Here is a 25628-nt window from a genome sequence, read left to right on the forward strand (position 1 = left end):
GTGCAGACACCGCAGCCAACGATAACGAGATCCCGAGGACAGACACGGCAACCATGGCTTGCACGACAGAGAACTTGAAAGCTGAACTATCCAAAGAGGCCACGCAACACGACTCCACCGAAGCACCCGGCAAGAAACTCAGCTCGGTGCTGGTCGTCGACGACGAACCGGGCATTCTGAGCTTCCTGCAGAAAGGGCTGAACGCGCAGTTCAGCCTGGTCGAGGTGGCCACCGACGCCGACGCCGCAGACGCGCTGCTCAACCGCTGTCACTTCGACCTGATCATTTCAGACATCCGTCTGCCCGGTCGTTCGGGCGTCGACTGGATCAGCCAGATGCGTGAGCAAGACCTGATGACCCCGGTCATCTTCATGACCGCGCACGCCGATCTGTCGACCGCCATCACCGCACTGCGCGCCGGCGCGTCCGATTTCATCCTCAAGCCGTTCCGCATGGAACAGATGCAGGCTGCCGTCAGCCGCTGCATGGAGCGCCATCGCCTGCAGAAAGAGAACTTTCTGCTGCGCCGGCAGGTCGCCCACATGCACGAAGGCAGCGGCATCATCGGCTCTTGCGACCTGATACTGGGAGTCTGTGACGTCATCAAGCGGGTTGCGCCGATGCCGTCGACCGTGCTGATTCAGGGCGAATCCGGCACCGGGAAAGAGTTGGCCGCCCGCGCCATCCACAAGTTCAGCGGACGCAGCGGGTCTTTCGTCCCCATCAACTGCGGCGCGATGCAGGCCGAATTGCTCGAAAGCGAATTATTCGGCCATGCCAAGGGTGCGTTTACCGGGGCCGTCAAGGCGCGCGAGGGTCTGTTCTCGTATGCCGACGGCGGCACCCTGTTTCTCGACGAGATCGGCGAGATGCCGCTGGCGATGCAGACGCGACTGCTGCGCGTGATGGAAGACAAGACGGTACGACCGGTCGGCGGCAACCGCGAAACACCGGTCGATGTTCGCATTGTTGCGGCGACCAACCGCGACCTGAAGGCCGAAGTCGAAAAAGGCAATTTCCGCGAAGACCTGTTTTACCGCTTGAATGTTCTGAGCATTCGCATGCCGTCACTGCGCGAGCGCATCCAGGACCTGCCGCAGCTCATCAATCATTTCGTGCAATCGATTTCCGCCGATCTCGGCGTGTCGGCACCTGCCGTCAGCGAAGCGGAGCTCAAACGCCTGTCGGAATACGCATGGCCGGGCAACGTGCGCGAACTCAAGAACGTCATCGAACGCTGCCTGTTGCTCAACCACCAGCCAAGTCAGTCAATTCCCGGTTGCACGCCGTCGGCAGCGCTCTCCAACAACGCGGAAGACGACGACCTCACGCTGGAAAGCGTCGAGCGACGCCACATCCTGCGCGTCCTGGATATGGAGAACGGCAACAAATCGGCGGCGGCGCGTCGCTTGGGTGTGTCGCGCAAGACACTCGAACGCAAGTGCCAAAGCTGGGGCGTGACGAACTGAGCGGATACCGCGCTCGATGGCCCTGATAGAAACCATCAGCCATGCCATTCGCCGCAGCGTCAGACAGAAGCTGTTGGCGCTCACGCTGGTGCCGGTCGCCCTGGTACTGCCCTTGGCGCTCGCCGGCTTGATCTACCTCGGCGCGACCTTCACCTACGAACAGCTGTATATCAAGGTCAACACCGATCTTGCGGTCGCCCACGACATCTTCGAACGCATTCAGAAAGATCACCTCAACCAGTTGGCGCGATTGAGCGAATCGTATGCTTTCCGCAGCGCCATGAGCTCAGGCGACAACGACACGATCGAGCGCCTGGCCGAGCGTCTTAAGAGCGACGGCAACTTCAGTTTTCTGCGCGTTGTGCCGGTTGACGACAACAGGCAGAACAGTGCCATACGCGAACCGGCGGTCGGCATTCAGATCCTCGATACGCAGCAACTGGCCGAATTGGACCCGGCCCTCGCCGCCTCGGTACAACTGCCCATCGTGCAGACGCAACGTGCCCGGCCGACCGAACGCAAGCTCGAAGACCGCGGCATGGTGATCCGCGCCCAACAACCGGTCGTCGCGGCAGACGGCCGCGTCGAAGCCATACTCGACGGCGGTGTGTTGCTGAACAACAACTTCGAGTTCGTCGATGCCATTCGCGACCTGGTGTATGGCCCGGGCAGCCTGCCCGCCGGCAGTATCGGCACGGTGACGGTATTTCTCGACGACGTGCGCATCTCGACCAACGTGCCGCGACTCGCCGGCAAGCGCGCCCTGGGTACGCGCGTTTCCGATGAGGTCAGCGAGACCGTGCTCGGCCGGGGAGACAGATGGATCAACCGCGCATTCGTCGTCAACGACTGGTACATCTCTGCCTACGAACCGATCGTCGATATGAACGGACAACGCGTAGGCATTTTGTATGCGGGGTATCTCGAGGCACCGTTCCGTTCCACCTTGTGGAAAACGCTGGCGCTGTTGCTGTTGCTGTTGTTCGGTCTGATCAGTCTGTATGCGGTACTGGCGATCCGCGGCGCAACCTCGATCTTCCGTCCGGTTGAAACCATGTCGAAGGTCGTCAGGGCCACTCGCCTGGGCAAGACACAGCGTGTCGGCCAGGTCGACAGCGAAGACGAGCTGGCTGAACTCGCCCACCAGTTCGACGACATGCTCGACCGCCTCGATGCCCAGGCAACCGAGATGAAGCAATGGACGGAACAACTCGAAGAGAAAGTCAGCGAGCGAACCGCCGAGCTGCAGCAGCGCAACAACGAGCTGCAGCGAACCATCACGGTATTGCGCGACACCCGGCGCCAGCTGGTCACCGCCGAAAAGCTCGCCGCCCTCGGCGAACTCACGGCCGGCGTCGCCCATGAGATCAACAACCCGACCCAGGTCATGCTCGGCAACCTCGACGTGCTGATCTCCGAACTCGGCGAGAAACTCGACCCCGTGCGTCCCGAGATCGACCTGGTTGTCGAGCAGATCTATCGGATACAGGCGATCATCGAGAAATTGCTGAAATATGCCCGCCCCGATGAGTACGCCGGCTACCTGACGGACGTCGACGTCAATCAGGTGATCAAGGATACGGTTTCGCTGGTCTCCCATCTGCAGAAGATCCGACCGTTCGATCTGAAACTCGACCTCAAGGCCGCAAAGACCATCGTGATCAACGCCCAGGAACTGCAACAGGTATTGGTCAACCTGATCAGCAACGCAGCGCACGCCCTGCCCAAGGATAACGGCCGCATCACCATCTGCAGCGAGAATTGGGAGCCGCACGGCGTGACCGTGACCGTCGCCGACAACGGCAGCGGCATGAGCGAGGAGCAATGCTCGCAGATCTTCAACCCGTTCTACAGCACCAAACGCAATGGCGAAGGTACCGGGTTGGGGCTGTCGGTCAGCTACGGACTGATACGCCGCTACGGTGGCGATATCACGGTAGCTTCCGAGTTAGGCGTCGGCACGCGCTTTCAGCTTTGGCTACGCACCGAACCGCAGCTGATCGAAGACGCCGAAACGATCGCCGAACAATTGCACGCGATCGAGGCGAAACGCGATTCCGTGTCGGCCTCGACAGGTTGAGCGGCGCCGGTTCGATCCAGCCGACGCGCACCGCAAGTTGGCGTAGAATCGCAACAAACACGAACCGCAAGGTGTAACAAGGCGGCTGCGATTTGAAGAAGTTGCCGGTACTCGGAATCATCGGTTTTTTCTGTGTTCTCTTCAGCCTGTCGGTGATACCCCCGGCGCTGGTGTCGCTGTGGTATGGCGACGGCGAAGCGAATCATTTCGCATTGTCTTTTGTGGTGATCTTCGTGCTGGGACTCGCCCTGTGGTTGCCGGCACGCGGCCGCTTGAGCGATTTCAAAAGACGCGATGGATTCATCATCGTCACCTTGTTCTGGGTCGTACTCAGCTTGCTGTCGGCGATCCCGCTCGCGCTGAGCCCGCATTTCAATTTCGTCGACGCCTTCTTCGAGGCCGTCTCCGGGTTCACCACCACCGGCGCTACGGTCATCATCGGGCTCGACCAACTGCCGCCTTCGATCCTTTTCTACCGCGGCGAGCTGCAGTGGCTGGGCGGCATGGGATTGATCGTGCTCGCGGTCGCGATGATGCCGGTGCTCGGGATCGGCGGCATGCAGTTGTACAAGGCCGAGGCGCCGGGTCCGATGAAAGAGGACAAACTGAAGCCGCGCCTCGCGCAGACCGCACGCACACTGTGGCTGATCTATACCGGGCTGACCCTGGCCTGTGCGCTCAGCTACTGGTTTGCCGGCATGAACCTGTTCGACGCCATCGTGCACAGTTTTGCAACCATATCCACCGGTGGTTTTTCGACGCACGATGCCAGTTTCGGCTTTTTCAACAGCCCGTTGATCGACGCCATCGGGATCGTGTTCATGCTCGCCGGCGGCATAAATTTCGCCGTCCACTACTACGCGCTGGCCGGTTTCACGCTGCGCCCTTACTGGCGCGATACCGAGGTGCGCGCCTTTCTGGTCATCATCGTCGTGGCGGTCGTCGTGATCGCCTTCGTGCTGTGGCTGCTGGGCACCTATGAGCACCCGTACGACGCGATGATCAACTCGGTGTTCGAGGTCGTCTCGGTAATCACGAGTACCGGTTTCGGCACGGCCGACTTCTCGTCCTGGCCGAGTTTTCTGCCGGTCATGTTGATCTTCATGAGCTTCATCGGCGGATGCGGCGGCTCGACCGCCGGCGGCATCAAGGTGTCGCGCGTGCTGTTGCTGCTGAAGTACGGCACCCGCGAGATTCACTACCTGATCCATCCACATGCAAGGCGTCCACTGCGCATCGGCAAGCAGATCATGTCGCACCGAGTCAACGAGGCGATCTCCGGGTTCTTCTCTGTGTACGTCGTGACCTTTGCTCTGCTGACCCTGGTCATGATGGCCGCCGGGCTCGATCAGGTCAGCGCATTCGCCGCCATCGCGACCTGTATGAACAACCTCGGCCCGGGACTGGGCGAAGTGGCGGTGACCTTCTCGAGCGTCAGCGACTTCGGCAAGATGATCGGCAGCCTGGCGATGCTCCTGGGTCGCCTCGAGATCTTCACGATGCTGGTGATGCTGACACCGGCGTTCTGGCACGACTGAGTCGAACGACTCGCGACCCGCTGTGCCTACTCGTCACCCCAGATCAACTGCCCGCTTTCGCTGAAATCGTAGCCGCCGAGCATGTCCGCCATCTGGCGGCATTCACCGGACTGCAGCCTGGCCAGCATGTCTTGGAACAGACGGCGGAACCAGATGTTGCGCGGCAGCGCAAGATCGAACGCCTCGGTGCCGCAGGTAACGAAGTCCAGGCCGGCCTCGGTCGCCGCAGACCGCGCACCCGGCGCGATGTCGGCCAACCCGAGCACGATGGCCGTGGCCGCTTCGCGTTCCGACAACGCTGTCGTCGTGACATTCAACGCCGGTGCGCCCGCCGTGTTCTTACGGATCTCCATCAGAAAGCGTTGCGCCCCGGCGCCGGGTTGGCGCTGCACCCAACGATGGCCGGCAGCGAGCAGCGATTCGATATCCTGTGGGTCGGCGACCAGGCCCGGTCTCACCATCAGGCCCTGTTCGCGGCCGAACGCCCTGATCAGCACCCAGTGCCGATGCTGCGGGTGTTGCCGCAGCAAGGCCGGATGGCGCGTGCGGCTTTCGGCCGCCGGCCCCCAATGCAGCGCGCTGATGTCCACCCGGTTTGCCTGCAGCAGTTCCAGCCCCAGCCGCGTGCCGGTGGGTGTGTAACTGACCTGCGCCAATGCATTTACATCACGTGCAAACGCAGTCACGGCACGGTATAGCAAGGGATCGTCACTTCCGGCAACCACCAACCGGTCGGTCAGCAAGCCGCCGTGCGCCGAATCCATCATCCAGCGGTCGATCAACTCACGCGGGAACATCCACTTGCCGGTCACCTTGGTCGCCGGCATCTTGCCTTCGTTGACCAGTGCATAGACCTTCTTCTCATTGAGCTGCAGGTAAGTGGCGACCTGCTTGACGCTCATGAAGGTATCGTTTTGCGAAATCATGACGGCTGACATACGGTGCTTCCTCCCTGTTCCCCTGGCAAACTCATCAACCTTCAGTCGAGCGATGTTTTTCTTTGTCCCGCGGCAACGCCGGCGGTATCGCGTCGAAGGTTACTTGATCGGCACCGTTATAGATTAGAAAGTGACGGCCCTTGGCACGTGCAACGATCACCACGCCGACCTTGCGCGCCAACTCGAGACCGCGATAGGTGATCCCCGACCGCGACAGCAGTACCGGCACCTGCATCTGGGCAACCTTGATCACCATCTCGGATGTCAGGCGGCCGGTGGTATAGAACCACCGTTGTTCGCCGTCGACCGCGTTCAGCCACATGAATCCACTGATCGCGTCGGCGGCATTGTGTCGACCGACATCTTCAACGAACAGATCGATGAACGGCTGATCGACTGCATCGCAGCCGCACAAGGCGCAGCCATGTACCCCGCCGGCGCGACGGTAGACTTCGTTGTGCTCGTTGATTTCATTGAGAACGGCATAGATGCGCGATTGCGTGATCGACACGCGCGGCAGTCGGATCTTTTCGATCTGCTCGCCGATGCGGCCGAACACCGTGCCCTGACCACAGCCCGTGGTCACCGTTCTGTGGCGCAGCTTTTCTTCCAGGTCGGCGATACGTTCGAAGGTGTCGACCCGCACCTCGCCTTTGTCCCAGTCGACGCGCACCGAGTCGACCGACTCCAGGCACGGCACCAGACGCTGGTTGGCGAGATAACCCAGGGTCAACATCTCGGGATGCGTACCCAAAGTCATCAGTGTGACGATCTCGCGATCGTCGAGGTACAGGGTCAATGCACGTTCGCCGGCAATATGTCCGCTGCGAACCTCGCCGTACTCATCGACGGCCGTCACCTCATGCGACGGTCGCAGACCGGCGTCGCTCATCTCCGGTTGATAACGCTGTTCGGTCTGCTCGGCGCCTTCGGGCATATCTCAGCCTCCGGTGTGATTCATATGACGGAAGATAACCGGCTGCGCCTGCAGGTCAAAGTCGTGACCCTTGGGCTTGATCGCCATCGCATCCACCAAGGCCTGCCGCAGCACGGCCTCATCGGCGCTGCTGCGAACGACCTCGCGCAGATCCACGCTGTGTTCCTGCCCCAGGCACAACAGCAAACGGCCTTCGGATGTCAGGCGCACCCGGTTGCACTGGTCGCAGAAATTGTGGCTGTGCGGCGAGATAAAGCCGACGCGCGAGGCGACGTCGGGGATGCGGAAATAGCGCGACGGCCCGCCGGTCGATTCGGTCGTCGGGATCAGCTCGAACCGCTGGGCGAGGTCGCGACGTATCTGCTCACTCGAGTAGAAGCTGGCGGCGCGATCGTGATCACCGACCACGCCGAGCGGCATCTCTTCGATGAAACTGATGTCGAACCCGCGCTCGACGGCGAACTCGACCAGGTCGCATACCTCGTCGTGATTGCGATGTTTGAGAATGACGGCATTGAGCTTGATGCGATCGAACCCCGCAGCCTGGGCGGCATCAAGGCCGCGCATCACGCGGTCGAACTTGCCGGTCCGGGTGATCGTCGCGTAGCGATCCTCGCGCAGCGTATCGAGGCTGACGTTGAGTCGGTGTACGCCGGCATCGCGCAATGAGTCGGCGAAACGATCGAGTTGCGTGCCGTTGGTCGTCAGCGTCAGGTCCTCCAGGCCATCGAGCGCGCCGAGTTCGCGGAACACCTTGAGGATATCGCGGCGGTGCAACGGTTCGCCGCCGGTAATACGAATCTTATTGACGCCGAGCGCAACGAACGCGCTGCCGATGCGCACGACCTCTTCGAGAGACAATAGACTGGAGCGTGGCAGGAACGTCATGTCTTCGGCCATGCAGTACACACACCGCAGATCGCAGCGGTCGGTTACCGAGATGCGCAAATACCGCACCTCGCGACCGAAACGGTCGACCAATTCCGCTGCCGGCTTGTTCTGGTTATCAGGCATCGCTGTCTCCGTGCATTGCGCATTCACGAAGCAAGTTGCATACCCCTTGATCAGCCCGGCCGGTCAGGCTGCCCGTTGCGCTGTGGATGCGGGGTTTTCATGGATGCATCGGAGCACCTCGGACGACGCAGAAGTGGTGTCTTCTGACCCTACCGGACAACCGGGGTGGGACAAATTGCGCCACCAGCGCGTGATTTCCCGTCGGATTTTTCGGTCATAGCGTGTTTTTGAGCATGCGTTTCCAATGGTACGCAACTTGCTCAATGACATGGCTGAAGCCAGGAGGTACGCCATGCCAAACGACGCCACCGAACCTGACAGACTGGCAGCCGGTTTTCCGGTTGCGGTCATGATGGAACGCCGACCTGCCACGAGTCCGTGGGTCGATCACGTCTGGAAAGCGGTCGCCATCACGGTTGGACGACACGCCCAAGGCGGCGCCATGTCGCTGGTGCGCGACGATGGCGAAACCGCGTTGTTCCTGGTCGGCGGACTGCAGGTGCGATTGCACGTCGACGAATGCGAGAGCTACTACCACAACATGGTGTGCGGCACGCCGCGCGCCTACGTGGTCGCCCACCCCGCCGCCGACATCAACGGTGCCCCCAGGCCTTTCATCGTCAGCCTGAGTTTCGACGAAGCACATGCCTATCTCGAAGGCGAAGACGAGATCTACGACGTCGACATACCGCCGGAACTGTATCGCTGGACCGAGGCGTTCGTCGTCGAAAACTACTTTCCGGAAAAGAAGGTCAAACGCAAGTTGCAGGACTGGCGTGCACAGGACGGAGGTAAGCGCGCCTGATGCGTGACAAATTGTCAGACACGGTCGAGCACTCACGCGCCGGCACCGACGAAAGCTTCTTGCAACGCTTCAGCCGCCTGAAGACCGAGGCACGCGAGGCGCAGCACAATCCGGCTGCGCCCGAGCCGAAAGAGCCACCGACCGTTGAAACCGAACCACCCGGCGACGACGACATGCCGCCGTTGGACACGCTAACGGTGGATTCCGATTTTTCGGGCTTTCTGTCGCCCAAGGTCAGCGATGCGCTACGCACTGCCGCCCTGCGCAAGCTTTTTCATTCGTCGCAGTTCAACGTGATCGATGAGCTCGACGACTACGCCGAAGATTTCACGACCTTCCGTTCATTGGGCGACATCGTCACCGCGGACATGAAACATCAAATCGAGGTACAGGCGAAACGCGTCGCCGAATCCGTCAAGCAACAACTGTTCGACGACGATGCCTCGACGGCGATCGACACCGATCAAACCGATGAACAAGCGACCACCGATAACTTGGTCGCGTCATCGGAATCAAACGCAAGCAATCCGAGTTCAAGCTGAGACGAACGCACCATGTCATCCGATAGCCACGCCCTCGAGCACACACGCAACATGCGCGCCCGCAGTGCAGCCACATCCGCCGCAGAGAAGATCGTGCCCTCGCCGACCGGCGTCGTGCACTACCGGTCGCGCGGCCGGGTGCTGGTGATCGGCGGCGAAGAGGCACAATGGCTGGCGGCACGCCTGGAACAGCCGCTGCACGCTGAGATCCTGCTGATCCACGGCGACGACGAACCCGGTGTGCCGACCACGGCGCTCGGTGGCCGGGCCATGGCGTTGAGCGGATATCTCGGCGCGTTTGAGGCACGGCTGGGCAACGAAGGCCACCCGAACCACCAGGTGCTGCAGGCCGACCTGGTCATCGACCTGAGCGATACACCGCTCATCGACAGTGAACTGCCACCGCCCGGCTACTGGCACTTCGGCACCGGGCCGGCCGACCTCGACGCTGCCGTGGTGGCGCTCGATGGCATGACTGGTCAGTTCGAAAAGCCGCGCTTCTTCGACTATGACGCCGACATCTGTGCGCACGGCCGCGCCGGCCAACCGGGCTGCAGTCGCTGTATCGACAGTTGTCCCGCCGACGCGATTGTCTCGATCGGCGAGCGTGTCGAGGTCAACCCGAACCTCTGCCAGGGCGGCGGCATCTGCGCCAGCGTGTGTCCGACAGGCGCGATGCGCTATGCCCTGCCATCGCCGGGCGACACCGCCGAGCGTGTACGTACCTTGCTCATAACCTACCTGGAGGCTGGCGGCAGCGACCCGATCATTCTGTTCATCTCGGATGACGATGCCGGCGACCTGCCACCTACGCCGCCCAACCTGTTGCTGGTAGTCGTCGAAGAACTGGCCAGCGTCGGCCACGAGATCTGGCTGGCCGCATTGGCCTGGGGGGCACGCTGCGTCGTGCTCGCAAACGGCGGTTCAGTGCCGCAGAAGTCACTGACGGCACTCAACGAGCAGGTGGCTATGCTGCGCGGCCTGCTGCAAGGTTTATCGCTGCCACGTTATGCGATCAACCTGACCAGCACATCCGGCGCTCTGGCCGAATGCAACACGGCCGGCATCGCATGCCAGCCGGCGGTGTTTGGTGCAGCCGCAGACAAACGCCAACTCGCGGCCCTGGCGATCGAGCACCTGCGCGAACAGACAGAGGGTGCGCCTACCGTAGCGCCCCTGCCCACCGGTGCCCCTTACGGCCGGATCCTGGTCGACACGCACAAGTGCACCCTGTGCATGAGCTGCACCAGCGTGTGCCCGGCCGGTGCGCTCGCCGCGGGCGACGACACGCCGCGCCTGTCGTTGTTCGAAACCAAATGCGTACAGTGCGGCATCTGTGCCAACGCCTGCCCGGAAAAGGCGATCACACTGGAAGCGCGTTATCTGTTCGACCCCGAACAGCGAAGGACTGCGCGCGTGTTGCACGAAGACCCTCCCTTCTGTTGCGTGAGCTGTGGCAAACCGTTCGCTCCGCGGCATGCGATCGACACGATTCTGCAGAAGCTGGTCGATCACCCGATGTTTCAGACCGAACGTGCTCGCCGTCGCCTGCAGATGTGCGAGGACTGCCGCATCGTCGATGCCGTGCAGGACGACGAAGCCATGCAAAGCCCGCAGTTCGGTGCATCTCCCCGCCCTCCACATCACAACGGATAACCCGCGATGCATGATTCGCCGACGACGTTCAAACAAGGCGCCGAGCCACAGCCAATGGGACAGGATACCGATGCCCAGGCCTATCGCGCTGGCATCTATGGTCTGCTGGCGGCGCTCCTGCGCGATACGCCCGATGCAGACATGCTGTCCCAGGTCGCCGATCTCGACGACGGACAAAACAAAGGCAAGAACGAACTGCAGCTGGCGTTCTCAATGCTCGCCCTGGCCGCCAGGCATACCAGCGAATCGGCGCTGCGCGACGAGTACCATGCGCTGTTCATCGGCCTGGGCCGAGGTGAACTCGTGCCCTTTGGTTCGTGGTACCAGACAGGCTTCCTGATGGAGCGTCCGCTGGGCCTTTTGCGCGAAGACCTGAACAGACTCGGGTTCGAACGCGCCGCCGATGTGCGCGAACCCGAAGACCATATCGCCGCTTTGTGCGAGGTCATGGCGTTCCTGATCCAGGAAGGCCGCGACAGCAGCGTGCAGCGCCGCTTTTTCGACCAGCACATCGACTCCTGGGCGGAGCGCTTCTTCCAGGATCTCACGGATGCCAAATCCAGCGTGTTCTACCGGTCGGTTGGCCGGCTCGGTTGCGCCTATGTACAGCTCGAACGGCACTATTTGTCCCTGCCGGACTAGACAAACTGACCCACTGGGTGAATGCGATACATGATTGCACGCCACGCGTACCCAATCCGTTCCGAAACGGTCATTTTTCTCCCGCCGATTCTGGTGTGCCGATTGCCACTTCGAATGGAGGGCGCGATTTCAACCCGCCCTGCCCCGCGGCACTGCAGCGCCGCGACATAACGAAAACGAGGATGCGATGCCCATGAAAGAGTCAAAAGACAAGGTTTCCCAGTCCCGCCGGGAGTTCCTGCGCAACGCCGGCAAGACCGGCGGCCTTGCAGCGGCCGCCGCCGTGGCCCCCGGTGCAGCATTGGCAGGCACCCAGGATGCACCGACCGAAGAGCCAAAGGCCAAAGACGGCTACCGGCTGACGCAACACATCCTCGACTACTACAAGAGCGCTGCGAGCTGAAGCGCGCGTCGAACGGGAGAGCACGATGAAGCTTAAGAAGATATCGGATCGCGTCGACGCGCCGGTCGAGAAGGAAACCGAAGGCACTGCCCATCGCACGGGGATGGCCTTGAACCGACGCGACTTCCTGCGTCAATCCGGCATCCTGGCGGGCGGCGCAGCCGTCGCAGCCGGATTTGCGCCCGGCATGATGCAGAAGAAGGCACACGCAGCGGTTGAACCGGCAAGTGGTGAGACCAAAGAGATCCGCAGCGTCTGCACGCACTGCTCAGTGGGCTGCGGGGTAATCGCCGAGGTCAAGAACGGTGTCTGGGTCGGCCAGGAGCCGGCGTTCGATCACCCGTTCAACAAGGGCGCACATTGCGCCAAAGGCGCCTCAGTGCGAGAGCACGGCCATGGCGAACGTCGTCTGAAGTACCCCACCAAGCTGGTGGATGGAAAATGGCAGAAGGTCTCGTGGGACGAAGCCATCAACGAGATCGGCGACAAACTGCTGAAGATTCGTGACGAATCCAGCCCCGACTCGGTGTACTGGTTGGGTTCGGCCAAGTTCAATAACGAGCAGGCCTACCTGTACCGCAAGTTCGCGGCGATGTGGGGCACCAACAACGTCGACCACCAGGCGCGCATCTGTCACTCGACCACGGTCGCGGGCGTTGCCAACACCTGGGGCTACGGCGCGATGACCAACAGCTACAACGATATCCATCGCTCGAAGGCGATCCTGCTGATCGGTTCGAATCCTGCCGAAGCGCACCCGGTTTCGTTGCAGCACATCTTCAAGGCGAAAGAAGAGAACAACGCACCGATCATCGTGATCGACCCGCGCTTCACGCGCACCGCTGCGCATGCCGATCACTTCCTGCGCATCCGCCCCGGCACCGACGTGCCAATTATCTGGGGGATGATGTACCACATCTTCAAGAACGGCTGGGAAGACAAGGAATACATCCGCCAGCGCGTCTACGGCATGGACGACGTCAAGGCCGAAGTCGCCAAGTGGACACCCGACGAGGTCGAGCGCGTCACCGGCGTGCCAGAGAACCAGGTCTACGCCGCTGCCAAGGCGATGGCCGACAACCGTCCCGGCACCTTCATCTGGTGCATGGGCGGAACGCAGCACACCATCGGCAACAACAACACCCGCGCCTACTGCGCCTTCCAGCTCGCGCTGGGCAACATCGGCGTATCCGGCGGCGGCGCCAATATCTTCCGCGGTCACGACAACGTTCAGGGCGCCACCGACCTCGGCGTGCTCGCCGATACCCTGCCCGGCTACTACGGCCTGGCACCGGCATCGTGGGGACACTGGGCGCGCGTCTGGGACCTCGATCTCGACTGGATCAAGGGTCGCTTCGACAACACCGCTTACGACAAAGACGGTAAGGAGTTCTACGTCGGCGAGTACGAAGAGAAGGACGATGCCGAACATGTCATGAACACCAAAGGTATCCCGGTTTCGCGCTGGATCGACGGGGTACTGGAAGACAAGAGCTTGATCGCGCAGCGCGACGTGATCAGGGCGATGTTCATGTGGGGACATGCGCCGAACTCGCAGACCCGTGGCCAGGAAATGAAAAAGGCCATGGAAAAACTCGACCTGCTGGTGATTGTCGATCCTTATCCGACCGTATCGGCCGTCATGCACGACCGCAAAGACGGTGTTTACCTGCTGCCGGCATCGACGCAGTTCGAGACCTATGGCTCGGTTACCGCGTCGAACCGCTCGATCCAATGGCGTGACAAGATCATCGAGCCGCTGTTCGAGTCGCTTCCGGACCACATCATCATGTACAAGCTGGCCAAGAAACTCGGCTTTGCCGACGAATTGACCAAGCACATCAAGGTTGAAAACGACGAACCGCTGATCGAAGACATCACGCGCGAGTTCAACCGAGGCATGTGGACCATCGGTTACACGGGCCAAAGCCCGGAGCGTCTGAAGATCCACCAGCAGAACTGGGGCACCTTCGATTTCACGACGCTCAAGGCCGAAGGCGGACCTGCCGACGGCGACTTCTACGGTATGCCCTGGCCTTGCTGGGGCAACCCGGAGATGAATCATCCGGGTACGCCGAACCTGTACGACACCAGCAGCAGCGTGGCCGAAGGTGGTTTGACCTTCCGTGCCCGCTTCGGTGTCGAGCGCGACGGCGTCAGCCTGCTGGCGGACGGCAGCTACTCACGCGGTTCAGAGATCAAAGACGGTTACCCGGAGTTCTCCAGCGACCTGTTGAAGAAACTCGGCTGGTGGGGCGACCTCAGCGCCGACGAGCAGACACTTGCCGAAGGCAAGAATTGGAAGACCGACCTATCGGGCGGCATCCAGCGAGTTGCGATCAAGCATGGCTGTGCACCTTTCGGCAATGCCAAGGCGCGCGCCATCGTCTGGACGTTCCCCGACCCTGTGCCGATACACCGAGAGCCGTTGTACACCAACCGTCGTGACCTGGTGGAGAAGTACCCGACCTACGACGATCGCAAGTCGTTCTGGCGTCTGCCGACGCGCTACGGGTCCATCCAGGCCAAAGACTATTCGAACGACTATCCAATCATTCTGACCTCCGGTCGACTGGTTGAATACGAAGGCGGTGGTGACGAAACGCGCTCCAACCCGTGGCTCGCCGAACTGCAGCAGGACATGTTCGTCGAGGTACATCCGCGCGACGCCAACAACGCGGGCATCAAAGACGGCGACGACGTCTGGGTGGAAGGCACCGAAGGCGCCAAGATCAAGGTCAAGGCGATGGTGACGCGGCGCGTGGCCGCAGGCGTGGCGTTCACGCCGTTCCATTTCGGCGGTCACTTCGAAGGCAAGGACCTGCGCGACAAGTATCCCAGCGGATGCGACCCCTTCGTGCTCGGCGAGGCCTGCAATACCGCAATGACCTACGGCTACGACTCGGTGACCCAGATGCAGGAAACCAAGTGCACCCTTTGCCGCATCTCGAAGGCTTGAGGAGGACTCAGACATGGCCAATATGAAGTTCTACTGCGACGCTGAGCGCTGTATCGAGTGCAATGCCTGTGTCACCGCTTGCAAGAATGAAAACGAGGTACCCTGGGGTGTAAACCGCCGGCGCGTCGTCACCATCAAAGACGGCGAAGCCGGTGAACGCTCATTGTCGGTCGCCTGTATGCATTGCTCGGACGCGCCCTGCGCCGCCGTCTGTCCGGTCGATTGTTTCTACACCACCGAAGACGGCGTGGTACTGCACGACAAGGACATCTGCATCGGCTGCGGTTACTGCTTCTACGCCTGCCCCTTTGGTGCGCCGCAGTTTCCGAAGGCCGGCGCGTTCGCCTCGCGCGGCAAGATGGACAAGTGCACCTTCTGCGCCGGTGGTCCTGCCGAGACCGGCAGTGCGGACGAGCATCGCACCTACGGTTCGAATCGTCTGGCCGAAGGCAAGCTGCCCCTGTGTGCCGAGATGTGCTCCACCAAGGCACTGCTGGCCGGCGATGCCGACGTCGTATCCGACATCTACCGCAAACGTGTCATCAACCGTGGTGCCTCGGTTCTCGACTGGGGTGTCAACTACGATCGTGCGGGCATTCGTGCCACGCGCGGCATGAAAGGCAAAGCCAGCAGCGACGGCTGACACTGCCCTTGCCGGCTACCTCGCCGCTGGGTAGCCGGCCTTCGTTTTTCAGCGAGCAAAACCACTTCCGAATGTCCGTGGTTCTGCCGGAGTCGTTAATGAGACAAGTCATGCCGTTTGCAACCCGAAGCAGCCTGATGCCGGCGTGCGTCCTGTTCTTCGTGTTGTGTGTTCTGTGCGCAGGTTCTTCGGCATTCGCCGCCGACACCGAGCCCGCCACGCACTCGCCCATCATGGTGCCGAACCCGGCAACGGACCTTTGGCGGGCGGTCCGTCAACGCGGCGGAGACGTCGTCGGCAACACCCAGGCGCGCGGTGTCGATAGCGGCGTGCTGATCAACACCAGTGGCGAGGAGTTCCGCAATTACCGGCGCAACGACTTCATTGGACCTGCCGGATGGGTAGTCATTGGTGCGGTCGCGGTAATCTTCGTGTTCTACCTGATACGCGGGCGCATTCCGATCGACGGCGGGCGGTCAGGCAAGCGCATCCTGCGGTTCGGCGACTTTGACCGTACCCTGCATTGGTTCACCGCAATCCTGTTTATCTTTCTCGCCATCACGGGCCTGACGCTGCTTTTCGGTCGCTTCGTCGTCCTGCCGATATTCGGCGCCGAGGCGTTCAGTGTGATAGCCAGCGCCTGCAAGGAAGGTCACAACCTGTTCGGCCCGCTGTTCATCGTGGCCGTGGTGTTGCTGTTCGTGCGCTTCGCGGTAAAGAACCTTCCGGCAAAAGGCGACCTCAAGTGGCTGGCGAAAGGCGGAGGCATCATCGGCAAGGCGCATGTCAGCGCCGGCTTTTTCAACGCCGGCGAGAAGATCTGGTTCTGGGCGGTGATGGTGCTTGGTGTCACCGTATCGGCATCCGGCCTGATCCTCGATTTCCCGGTGTTCGGCCAGGGCCGGGAAACCATGCAACTGGCGCTGGTGGTTCACGGAGCTGCCGCTATCCTGTTCATCGCCGGCTCGTTCGGCCACATCTATATCGGCACGCTCGGTACCGAGGGCAGCCTCGAGAGCATGACGACAGGTACGGTCGACGAGAACTGGGCCAAATCGCATCACGACCGGTGGTACGCAGAGGTCAAGGGTAAGCAAGCACCGGATGTGCCGGATTCCGGTGTTCCGCCTATCGGTTTACAGGCGAAACCCGACAAGGCGTAGACAATCCATTCACAACACAGGGAGTTGCCGTGAGTTTCAGCGCATTCGTCGATGGCCCGCTGTGGTACATCTCACTGACGGTGTTCGTGGTCGGCGTTGTATGGCGACTCGTCGGTTTGCTCACGCTGAGTAGAAAAGCGGATCTCAGTGTGCCCCGTGCGTCTGCTGCGAGCGGCGCCGTCAGCACAACACTCTCACGCTTTTTGCCGCGTCGCGATTTCTGGCCGCGTACACGCTTGCAGGTTATCGCCGGTTACCTGTTTCACGTCGGATTGTTTGCCCTGCTGTTCTTCGCCGCGCCGCATGTCGATTTCTACCGCGAGCGCCTGTTCGGTGTCGGTTGGCCGGCGATGCCCGAATGGGCTTTCATCCTGACGTCGGAGATGGCATTTCTGGGCCTGCTGTTCCTGATTCTGCACCGCCTGATGAATCCGGTCACGCGCGCCATCTCCAGGCGCGGCGACTACGTGGGCTCGATCCTGCTGTTTCTCGTCATGCTGACGGGCTGCCTGGCTTTGGCACGATCGTATGAGCCGTTACGTATGTTGCACTTCTTTCTTGCCGAGCTGTTGTTGTTGTACTTCCCGTTCAGCGCGCTGATGCACACCTTCACCTTCCCGTTCAGCCGTGCCGCCATGGGCGCGCACTACGGGCGGCGCGGTGTGCGTGTCTGAATGTGCATGCTAGGACTGACAACGAACCGATAACCAGGAGCGCCGACGATGGCCATCGACATGAACGTGTTCCGCGGCTTCATCGAGCAGATAAAGATGTTGCCGCAGATGGCGCAACCCACCGATTGCCCGGACGGCGAACGGATCAATCGTGCCAAAGCGGTGTTTGCTGCCAAGCTCGATGCGCGCAAGGCCGTGCAATTGGAGTCATGCGTGCACTGTGGGATGTGCGCCGAGGCCTGCCAGTTCTATATCCAGACAGGCGACCCTGAACTGACGCCGATCCACAAGCTCGACCTGCTCAAACGCTATTACCGGCGCGAGAAAGCGCCGTGGCGCATCGTGCACCGCCTCACCGAACCGGAGATCACGCAGGCCGACCTCGAGGCGACTCAACCGTTGGTTTACGAATCATGTACCGAGTGCGGACGCTGCGGACTCGCCTGTCCGATGGGCATCGATATCGCCTCCATGGTCAATGTGACGCGCCAGGCACTGGCCGAGGCCGGCCTGATTCCGGCCGGACTGCGCGCCGTGGAACAGGAGCAAGGCAGCCGCGGCACCGTGTTTGGCGTCGGTCCCGATCAGCTGCGCCAAGCGGTCGAAGACCTGCGCACCAAGGGCTACGAGGTCCCGCTGGACAAAGAGCGCGCCGACATCCTGGTATTGAGTTCGACCATCGACATCCTGCTGTTCAAAGACGCCCTCGAGGCGACGGTCAAGGTCATGAATCACCTTGGCGTCGATTGGACGATACACAGCTGCGCCTTCGAAGGGGCGAACTTCGGTCTGCTGTCGGGTTATGAATCCGTGCAGAAGTCCGCCTCGGAGCGCATCACAAACGAGGCGATCCGGCTCGGCGCAAGCCTGGTGATCGTGCCCGAATGCGGTCATGCCTACCCGGCGCTGCGCTGGGAAGGCGCGAACGAACATGGCGAAGCATTGCCGTTCGAGGTCATGGCCTTGTCGGAGTACCTCGGCCGCGAAGTGATGGCGGGACGATTGAAGCTTCAGCCAGTCTCCAAGAACAGATCGGTCACCTACCACGACCCGTGCAAAGTCGGCCGGCATGGCGGCGTGTTCGATGAACCCCGCGCTGTGCTCGATGCCTTGGGCGTTGATCTACGCGAGATGCCCAGTCACGGCGCCGTCAACTTCTGTTGCGGTGGCGGCGCCGGCCTGTTCGTGATGGAAAAAGCCGAGCCGATGCGCAATGCAGCGTTTGATCTGAAACGCACCCAGGCCGAAAGTACCGGCGCGGATTCCGTCGTCACCGCCTGTGGGAGCTGCCGCGTCAACCTGATGGCCGGTGCAGATCGCACGCAGTGGCAGACCCCGATCGAGAGCCTGGTCGAGTTGGTCGGCGCCAACCTCAAGTAGGCCCCAGGTTCGAATCTGTTCGCAAGCTGCAACCGCGCACTTCGACCGGGATTAACGACGATTTTCGACTTCGCGCCGCGGTAAGCGACGACCTGGATTGCGGCGAAACGTCTCAAAAACAACGCGCACCAAGTCATGCGTGCCGGTTGACAACCTACGCCACCAGGCAAGCGCCTGATCGCGCCTGCACGGGCAATCCGCCGGAAAGCGACGAGGTTCACACCTGCAAATCTTGAATGGGCAATCGAGCTGGTGAGCACCCAACTCTACGCCGTATAGTCGAGCGCGCGTACTCGGATCCGCGAGCCGTTTCACCTCGCCAAGGATTGCTGGATGTAACGCATAGACTTGAATTGCCCTTCACAAAAAATACATGAGGAGAAGATCGTGTCCAGATCACTCAAAAGCACTTTGCTCGCGGCCGCACTGAGCGTGGCGTCTTTCAACCTGATGGTCATTGAACCGGCACAAGCGCATTGCCAGATCCCCTGCGGGATCTACGACGACCATGCACGTGTGCAGTCGATGCTCGAAGATGCTGCGACCGTGGAAAAATCGGTAACGCTGATCACCGAACTGGCCGGCAAGACCGACGTTCAGTCGCAGAACCAGCTCGTACGCTGGGTCATGAACAAAGAGACCCACGCACAGAAGATCATCGCGACCATCAGCGACTATTTCCTGACGCAACGTGTCAAAGCCGACATGGATGACTATGGCGAGCGCCTCGCCAAACATCACGCGGTCATTGTCGCTGCAATGAAAGCGAAGCAGAACGCCGATGATGCTTCCGTGAAGGCATTGAAGGACGCGATCGAAGCGCTCGCTCCGTACTACCCCGAGCACAAGCACTGATCCGCACTACGCTCGCCACCTCGGCAAGCGAATCAGCCGCCGTGCATCCGCGCGGCGGCTTTTTCATTCTACCGCTGACTCGGCCAGTATCTCCTCGAGATAGGCAAGGCGCCGCAGCGAGACGTTGATTTTCTCTTCGAGTTCTCTGTCGGGTTCACCGCCGAGCAGATGCAGCATGTCCTCGAAAAAGAACACGTAGAAGCTGTCGATGTAGCGAATCTGCCGCAGGTTATCCATCACCAGGTTGTCCATGCCGTACAGGTCGATGACGCGTGGGTTCGGGCCCTCGCGCCACGCATTGGCGACATTGACGAACTGCTGCAGCTGATCACGCGTGATCGGGTACTTTCGAAGCAACCCAACCGCTTCCTCGCGATTGCTCGGATTGGCGATGTTGAACCAGATATTCACGGCGCGCGCCAGCACGAAGACATTGCGCTTGCCGTTTATGCAGGTAATCGCGAACAACGCACGCGGAACGATTTCACCCAGCTGTTTGCGCAGCATGTCGTATTGACGACGCAGTATCCGGATATCGGCATCGTCGTAGGAATCACGCGGATACTTCAGCACGAACTCGACAAAATTGTGACCGTCGGACTGGTCATCGCTTCGCCTGCCGCCGCGCCAGACCTGGCAATGATTGCCGGTATCCGACACCAACGCCCGCCTGACCCGTGGGCTGACACAGGCCACATCGAGCTCGGGCGTTTCGTATTCGGAACGCCGGGAAGGCGGCTTGTCACTGATGTCCAACGGCTTCGAACCCCGGGAATGCAGCCAAGAACGCGCCGAGCCCGTCGGCAAGAAAGCGTTGGTAATCCCAACGTCGGTCGCTCAGCAGATGAGCGTGCTGCGGAGAAAGGACGTACCCGAACGCCTCGACCAGCGTTCCATCAGACAATGTCACCACGAGGCCCTGCCGCTCGTAGTAGTCGTCTTCGAAGGTGTCCAGCAAGGCCATCTGCGCGGCGTTGAGGCCGCGGTAAAGCACACCGTCTACCGCCTCAGTGCGAGACTCGACAATCGCCGGATAGATTTCACGCATCAGGAGTCTGCGTTTGTACCCGTTTGCGACCGCCGGTTCTCCCGTCTGCTGGTAGCCGCAGACCGCGCGCATCACTTGCGCTGACATCAGGGTGCCGTATACGAAGAGTTGCACGATTGATCACTGCCCCAGATCGTGTTGCCACCGTCAGACGGTGGACGTCTCGAGCACACATCATGCACCAGATCGCAACCACGGGGGAAGTCAGTCGACGCCGGAACGACTCCACATCAAGGTCGACAGCACCGTGGAATGAAACTCTCGCCTGTACAGCACAATCACGACCAAGGCCGCTGCTGCAGCGAAAAGCCAGGCAGCTATCAGCCAGCCGAGTACCGCCAGGGCGAAGTAGTAGGAGCGGATGCCGAAATTGAAATGGTTGGCCGCCTTGGACACTACCCGGGCGACCCGCTCGGAGGTCTGGCGCACCTCTTCATCGCTGATGTTGTCGATGTTGGGATTCGGCGCCGCGCCAATCAGCACCGCCGCAAAGCCGACCTGGCGCATGCTCCAGGTGAACTTGAAAAAGGCGTAAACGAAAATGATCACCAAGAGGAAGATCTTTGCCTCCCACTGCGCTTGGCTTTGGTTGGTGGCCATCGGCAGGTCGGCGAACAAGACGATGGCCTGGTCGAGGTAGCCGAGCAAGGTGAGGATACCGGCCAGGATGATCAGTGCACTCGACGCAAAGAACGACATGTTGCGCTCCAGCGTGCTGATCGCCGACATATCCGACATGCGATTGTCGCGATACATCATCTGCATCATCCACTCGCGGCGATACATGTGCATCACGCTGGCGAGACACACGTCCGATTCACAGCGCCACCGGGCGTAGCGTGCGTAACCCACCCAGCACGCCAGGAACCAAAGCAATGCCAACACGTCGATCAGTAGATTCAGATCGCGTGTCGGCATTGTCTGCAGTGTGTGACGTCAGTCGAGGTCGTCAATATTCTTTGGCAGGTGTCGCAGTTCAGCCTCGCTGGTCGGTTCGACGACTTCGTCGCGGCTATGTGCCACCGCCAGTTTGTAAGGCAGTTTACACTGCAAGGTCGACATCGCCTCCATGAACGCCTCGGCCTGCGGGGTAAGGAACTTGCCACGCCGGGTGACGGCACCGTAGGTGCGCCGTGGGAAGTAGTCGTCCAGCGGAATCACCGCCAGCTTCTCTTTGCCGGTCAGGCAGATCTCGTTGACGATCGAGATGCCCATACCCTGCTCCACGTAGCGCTTGATGACCTCCCAGCCACCGGCCTCGAGCACCACGTTGTACGGCACGCCATGCTGCTCGAACACCAGGTCGACCGTGCGCCAGTGGTTCAGCTGGCGCGGCGGCAGGATCAAGCCGTAGGGGCTGATGTCTTCGAGGGCGACCTTGGTGCGTCGCGCCAAGGGGTGATCGAGCGGAACGATCAACACCTGTTCGAACGAGAACAGGGGTTTGAAATCGAGATCGGCCTGGCCTTCGACCATCGGGCCAACGGCGAAATCCGCTGAATCCGAACGCAACTTGGCCAAGCCGTCACGCCCGGTCTCGTTCAACAGCTTGATATGGATGCCGGGGTGGCGTTCTTTAAAGCAGGATACGAATTCGGGCAGCAGGTAAAGGATCGTCGACTCGCCGGCAACGATGGTCAACTCACCGCTATCGAGACGCCCGCTTTTACTGGCGAAAGTCTGGGCAAGGTTATCGATGCCTTCGAGCAACGGTTTGGCGATTTCGTAGAGCAACTCGCCATCGGGGGTGATGCGGATTTGTGGGCCGTGGCGTTCGAAGACGACCACGTCGAGTTCGCGTTCCAGCGCCTTGATCTGCAGCGAGATCGTCGGCTGGGTCAGAAACAGCTTTTCAGCGGCACGGGAAATATTCTTGGTTTCAACGGTTTTGCAAAAAGCACGCAATTGCTTCAGGCGGTTTTGCTTATAGCTTGGCGGTGAAATACTCATCTACACTCCATCCTCTCTCAACGTCCGCCTGCCCGTATTTTGTTGTAAGTGACTCTGCGGTCTCTACGGGAGACACAACGCCCTGGTCATCGAAACTGACACGGTGCATGCAACGTCCGCATCAGTGCCTACTGCCCTTATCCCTTTACCCTAGCCGAAGTTTGGAGCTCCATACGGAAACCTAATACTTTCTATAAGCTACGGGAGCCTCATTCTCCTTGTTCCAAGCAAAAAAATGGGCGCCCGGGAGGGCGCCTAAAAAAAAGCAGAGGGGGCAGATTCCTCTGCCAGGAGGGTTCTTTTCTCCCGGTCAGTGGCTGGTGAACAAACCGCCGTTGACAGGAATATTGGCGCCGGTGGTGTATGAGTTGCCTTCACTGGCCAGCCAGGCGACCGCGTCCGCGATCTCTTCCGGCTTACCCATACGACGCATCGGTACGCTGTTAACAATGGATTCGAGTACGTTTTCCGGCATCGCCTCGGTCATCGGCGTGGAGATGTAGCCCGGCGACACCGTGTTCACGGTGATGCCCTTGGCTGCGGTTTCCAGCGCAACGGCCATCGTAAAGCCGTGCATACCGGCTTTTGCTGCCGAATAGTTGGCCTGGCCGAACTGTCCGCGTTGGCCATTGACCGACGCGATGTTGACGATGCGGCCCCAACCTTTGTCCAACATGCCGTTGATCACGTGACGGGTCACGTTAAATGCACTGTCGAGGTTGGTCGAAATGACGGCCTTCCAGTTTTCTTCCGGCATCTTCTTCAAGGTGCCGTCGCGGGTGATCCCAGCGCAATTAACCAGAATATCGACTGAACCGAACTCTTCAGCGATCTCGGATACTGCACGTTCGCAATCCGAAAAGCTCGATACGTCGAGGGGAGCCAGGCCGATTGCGCAGCCCTGCTCGTGCATGTCCTTCTGCCAGGCTTCAGCGGATTCCTTTTCCGGCGGAAAATAGCCGGCAACCACAGTGTGTCCCTGGTTTGCCAACTCCTTGCAAATTGCGGAACCGATTCCGCCGTTTCCACCGGTCACGAGGGCAACTCGCTTAGTCATTCATCCACTCCCGATTCGTTGTTCTGGTATATCGAAATGCCATGGCAACGGGGAGACGCATCTCCCCGTCGGATCACCGAGCCTTAAGCTGCTTTCTTGGCAGCCTTGGTGGCAACAGCGCCTGCCTTCTCAACGCTGTCGCTGGTGTACTTCACAGCCTCTTCGACCAGACCGGTCAGCTCTTCGCGAACCGAGGTCATCATGTCGGCGGTCTCACGGACGTTGGCCAGGAACTTTTCGTTGCAAGCCTTCATCAGCTCAGCCTGAGCGGCCATTGCGTCTTTGTAGTCCTTGGCGGTGGTCAGCACTTCGTACTGCTTGGCGCTGGATTCGAGGCAATCGTTCATGACTGCAGCCTGCTTGTTGGCGATCTCTTCGAAAGCGCGCATGTTGATGTCACCGAGACGCTTCATTGAAGCGAAGACGTTCTCGTTGAACTGGTTTACCATATTCATAATTTCGTTCTGCATGACTGTGTCTCCCGAGTCGTGTTTAATGCGGTTTGTGCAGCGCAACAATGTTGCAGTGCACAATATCGGTCCTTTCCAACATTTGTCAAGCCCCGGATTGAAAAAAATTTGTGCGGCGCAGCATTTTTCTGCTAACCCATTGTCTTTATTGATCTTCTTTTATGCCGCTCCCACCGCCCGAAAAACGCGAATTGGTCCATACCCGACGAATCGAATGTCGGGGATACCGACGAGATGACGGGCTGTGGGACATCGAAGGCAGCTTGATCGACACGCGCACCGAAGCCATGGAAACCTTCGGCCGCGGCAAAATCGCGCCCGGAGAGCACTTGCACGAGATGTGGCTGCGCATGACCGTGGATTCGGACCTCACCGTGCGTGCCATCGACGCCAAAACGGTCCATGCACCCTATTCTCGCTGCCCCGATTTCCCGGACCGCTTCGGCAAGCTGGTCGGTCAGCGCATCGAGCCGGGCTGGACCGCCAAGGTCAGGGTCTTGCTGGGGGGACGCTGGGGATGTACCCACCTGGTGGAACTGATGGGGCCGCTAGCGACAACCGCTGTGCAGACCGTCTATGCCTGGCGCGGTGAAACCGGTGAACACCTCGAAGACAGCGTCGCGCCGCCGGAAGATTTCATCAACACCTGCCACACCTTTGCCGAGGGCACCGAGGTGGTACATCGCCTGTGGCCGCAGCACGTTAGCAAGGCACCATCGGACGACAACCCGTCCTGATCCGTCTGCCCACCGTATCGGTGGGCAAACGCCGCGAACGGGTGCAAACTAGATTCGAGAGCGAATTCAGCGCCGAGTGCACCGTCATGCAAAAGAGCTATCTGTGCATCGAGACCCATCCGGATCATCCCAACATGGTCCGCATCGTGATGCGAGAGACGCGCCCACGGGGCGGCGAAACAGCGAGTTCGGCGGCGCATGAGCCGACCCTGCGCTATGCCGCCCGCTTCAACGACGGCGAAGCGGCACTGATGCACACCCACGAGAACCTGCGGCGGCGGCTGGTCGACATCGACAGCCATCTGTACCGCGTACCGCTGAATCAGGCGATCGCAGCAGCAGAGACGGTTTCGCTGCGACACCAACGCGCCTACCTCGACCCCGACCTGGATCAATCGAGTCTCGGTGAGATCGAGGCCTACAGCAATCGATACCGACTCTTGAAACGACGCAAAGATCTGTTTTTCGAAACGATGGGCTATATCGGGATCGGCTTGCTGCTGTTCAACCTGTTCGCGTTTTCCGTGGCCTGAACTCTCACGCGATGACCCCAACGCGATAACCCTCGCACGATCTGCGCCGAGCGACGCAAACTGTCGGCGCGCTGGTATATCGTTTCGATATGGCAGGCAACGACAAGTACAATCACTTCTGTCGTTTCACGGTAG

General features: G+C 60.5%; 25 protein-coding genes. 16 read left to right on the forward strand and 9 right to left on the reverse strand.

Annotation, left to right across the window (positions count from 1 at the left end; genetic code table 11):
• The first annotated feature begins 74 nt into the window (after positions 1 to 74).
• The 3 genes from B1781_RS12660 (at position 75) to B1781_RS12670 (ending at position 5087) form a co-directional block, all read left to right on the forward strand.
• Positions 75 to 1469 carry a sigma-54-dependent transcriptional regulator gene (locus tag B1781_RS12660; RefSeq protein WP_334223711.1) on the forward strand — a complete coding sequence of 465 codons (1395 nt, stop codon included), beginning with the start codon at positions 75 to 77 and terminating at the stop codon, positions 1467 to 1469.
• A 16-nt stretch (positions 1470 to 1485) separates the two neighbouring features.
• On the forward strand, positions 1486 to 3549 hold the full coding sequence (locus B1781_RS12665; protein ID WP_078120011.1) for a sensor histidine kinase: 2064 nt from the start codon (positions 1486 to 1488) through the stop codon (positions 3547 to 3549).
• A 92-nt stretch (positions 3550 to 3641) separates the two neighbouring features.
• A complete protein-coding gene (locus B1781_RS12670; RefSeq protein WP_078120012.1) occupies positions 3642 to 5087 on the forward strand; it encodes a TrkH family potassium uptake protein in 1446 nt (481 codons plus the stop codon).
• Positions 5088 to 5113: 26 nt separating this feature from the next.
• On the opposite strand, the gene B1781_RS12675 is transcribed toward B1781_RS12670, so the two are convergent.
• Genes B1781_RS12675 through moaA form a run of 3 tightly spaced genes read right to left on the reverse strand, consistent with a single transcriptional unit; the run spans position 5114 to position 7976 of the window.
• Complete coding sequence (locus B1781_RS12675) at positions 5114 to 6025, reverse strand: helix-turn-helix transcriptional regulator (protein ID WP_334223712.1); 912 nt, start codon at positions 6023 to 6025, stop codon at positions 5114 to 5116.
• A gap of 34 nt (positions 6026 to 6059) precedes the next feature.
• A complete protein-coding gene (locus B1781_RS12680) occupies positions 6060 to 6962 on the reverse strand; it encodes a formate dehydrogenase accessory sulfurtransferase FdhD (protein WP_078120013.1) in 903 nt (300 codons plus the stop codon).
• Between the two features lie 3 nt (positions 6963 to 6965).
• Positions 6966 to 7976 carry a GTP 3',8-cyclase MoaA gene (moaA, locus tag B1781_RS12685; protein ID WP_078120014.1) on the reverse strand — a complete coding sequence of 337 codons (1011 nt, stop codon included), beginning with the start codon at positions 7974 to 7976 and terminating at the stop codon, positions 6966 to 6968.
• A gap of 292 nt (positions 7977 to 8268) precedes the next feature.
• Between moaA and B1781_RS12690 the strand changes: the two genes are divergently transcribed.
• The 11 genes from B1781_RS12690 (at position 8269) to B1781_RS12740 (ending at position 19698) form a co-directional block, all read left to right on the forward strand.
• Positions 8269 to 8781 carry a DUF3305 domain-containing protein gene (locus tag B1781_RS12690; protein WP_164513378.1) on the forward strand — a complete coding sequence of 171 codons (513 nt, stop codon included), beginning with the start codon at positions 8269 to 8271 and terminating at the stop codon, positions 8779 to 8781.
• Complete coding sequence (locus tag B1781_RS12695; RefSeq protein WP_078120016.1) at positions 8781 to 9323, forward strand: DUF3306 domain-containing protein; 543 nt, start codon at positions 8781 to 8783, stop codon at positions 9321 to 9323. The genes B1781_RS12690 and B1781_RS12695 overlap by 1 nt, the downstream gene beginning before the upstream one ends.
• A gap of 12 nt (positions 9324 to 9335) precedes the next feature.
• Positions 9336 to 10979: a 4Fe-4S binding protein gene (locus B1781_RS12700; RefSeq protein ID WP_078120017.1), complete on the forward strand. Its 1644-nt coding sequence runs from the start codon at positions 9336 to 9338 to the stop codon at positions 10977 to 10979.
• Between the two features lie 6 nt (positions 10980 to 10985).
• Complete coding sequence (locus tag B1781_RS12705) at positions 10986 to 11621, forward strand: TorD/DmsD family molecular chaperone (protein ID WP_078120018.1); 636 nt, start codon at positions 10986 to 10988, stop codon at positions 11619 to 11621.
• Between the two features lie 193 nt (positions 11622 to 11814).
• Positions 11815 to 12024 (forward strand): twin-arginine translocation signal domain-containing protein, encoded by a 210-nt coding sequence (locus B1781_RS12710; RefSeq protein ID WP_164513379.1) that lies wholly within the window; start codon positions 11815 to 11817, stop codon positions 12022 to 12024.
• A 103-nt stretch (positions 12025 to 12127) separates the two neighbouring features.
• Complete coding sequence (locus B1781_RS12715; RefSeq protein ID WP_334223987.1) at positions 12128 to 14983, forward strand: formate dehydrogenase subunit alpha; 2856 nt, start codon at positions 12128 to 12130, stop codon at positions 14981 to 14983.
• 13 nt (positions 14984 to 14996) lie between these two features.
• Complete coding sequence (fdh3B, locus tag B1781_RS12720; RefSeq protein WP_078120021.1) at positions 14997 to 15626, forward strand: formate dehydrogenase FDH3 subunit beta; 630 nt, start codon at positions 14997 to 14999, stop codon at positions 15624 to 15626.
• 110 nt (positions 15627 to 15736) lie between these two features.
• Complete coding sequence (locus B1781_RS12725; protein ID WP_164513380.1) at positions 15737 to 16789, forward strand: formate dehydrogenase subunit gamma; 1053 nt, start codon at positions 15737 to 15739, stop codon at positions 16787 to 16789.
• 29 nt (positions 16790 to 16818) lie between these two features.
• Complete coding sequence (locus B1781_RS12730; protein ID WP_078120023.1) at positions 16819 to 17463, forward strand: hypothetical protein; 645 nt, start codon at positions 16819 to 16821, stop codon at positions 17461 to 17463.
• Positions 17464 to 17511: 48 nt separating this feature from the next.
• The gene (locus B1781_RS12735; RefSeq protein ID WP_078120024.1) at positions 17512 to 18843 is read left to right on the forward strand and encodes a (Fe-S)-binding protein; all 1332 of its coding nucleotides are present in this window, start codon (positions 17512 to 17514) and stop codon (positions 18841 to 18843) included.
• A gap of 387 nt (positions 18844 to 19230) precedes the next feature.
• Entirely contained in the window at positions 19231 to 19698 is a 468-nt protein-coding gene (locus B1781_RS12740) for a superoxide dismutase, Ni (protein ID WP_334223713.1), read from the forward strand.
• Positions 19699 to 19761: 63 nt separating this feature from the next.
• Here the strand turns inward: B1781_RS12740 and B1781_RS12745 are convergent, their stop codons facing one another.
• The 6 genes from B1781_RS12745 to B1781_RS12770 all read right to left on the reverse strand — a co-directional run bounded on the left by B1781_RS12745 (position 19762) and on the right by B1781_RS12770 (position 24223).
• On the reverse strand, positions 19762 to 20454 hold the full coding sequence (locus B1781_RS12745) for a hypothetical protein (protein ID WP_078120025.1): 693 nt from the start codon (positions 20452 to 20454) through the stop codon (positions 19762 to 19764).
• On the reverse strand, positions 20441 to 20860 hold the full coding sequence (locus B1781_RS12750; protein WP_125932067.1) for a gamma-glutamylcyclotransferase family protein: 420 nt from the start codon (positions 20858 to 20860) through the stop codon (positions 20441 to 20443). The genes B1781_RS12745 and B1781_RS12750 overlap by 14 nt, the downstream gene beginning before the upstream one ends.
• 90 nt (positions 20861 to 20950) lie before the next feature.
• The gene (locus B1781_RS12755) at positions 20951 to 21664 is read right to left on the reverse strand and encodes a DUF599 domain-containing protein (RefSeq protein WP_078120027.1); all 714 of its coding nucleotides are present in this window, start codon (positions 21662 to 21664) and stop codon (positions 20951 to 20953) included.
• A gap of 18 nt (positions 21665 to 21682) precedes the next feature.
• Positions 21683 to 22696, reverse strand: coding sequence for a LysR family transcriptional regulator (locus B1781_RS12760; RefSeq protein ID WP_078120028.1), 1014 nt, complete (start codon positions 22694 to 22696; stop codon positions 21683 to 21685).
• 310 nt (positions 22697 to 23006) lie between these two features.
• A complete protein-coding gene (phbB, locus tag B1781_RS12765; protein ID WP_078120029.1) occupies positions 23007 to 23753 on the reverse strand; it encodes an acetoacetyl-CoA reductase in 747 nt (248 codons plus the stop codon).
• An 83-nt stretch (positions 23754 to 23836) separates the two neighbouring features.
• A complete protein-coding gene (locus B1781_RS12770; RefSeq protein ID WP_078120030.1) occupies positions 23837 to 24223 on the reverse strand; it encodes a phasin family protein in 387 nt (128 codons plus the stop codon).
• Between the two features lie 161 nt (positions 24224 to 24384).
• On the opposite strand from B1781_RS12770, the gene B1781_RS12775 reads away from it, so the two are divergent.
• Together B1781_RS12775 and B1781_RS12780 are read left to right on the forward strand one after the other, a co-directional pair.
• Complete coding sequence (locus tag B1781_RS12775) at positions 24385 to 24960, forward strand: DUF2889 domain-containing protein (protein WP_078120031.1); 576 nt, start codon at positions 24385 to 24387, stop codon at positions 24958 to 24960.
• Between the two features lie 86 nt (positions 24961 to 25046).
• The gene (locus B1781_RS12780; protein WP_078120032.1) at positions 25047 to 25493 is read left to right on the forward strand and encodes a hypothetical protein; all 447 of its coding nucleotides are present in this window, start codon (positions 25047 to 25049) and stop codon (positions 25491 to 25493) included.
• Positions 25494 to 25628 lie beyond the last annotated feature (135 nt).

This window comes from Thiosocius teredinicola (genome assembly GCF_002009425.1).
GTDB lineage: Bacteria > Pseudomonadota > Gammaproteobacteria > Chromatiales > Chromatiaceae > Thiosocius > Thiosocius teredinicola.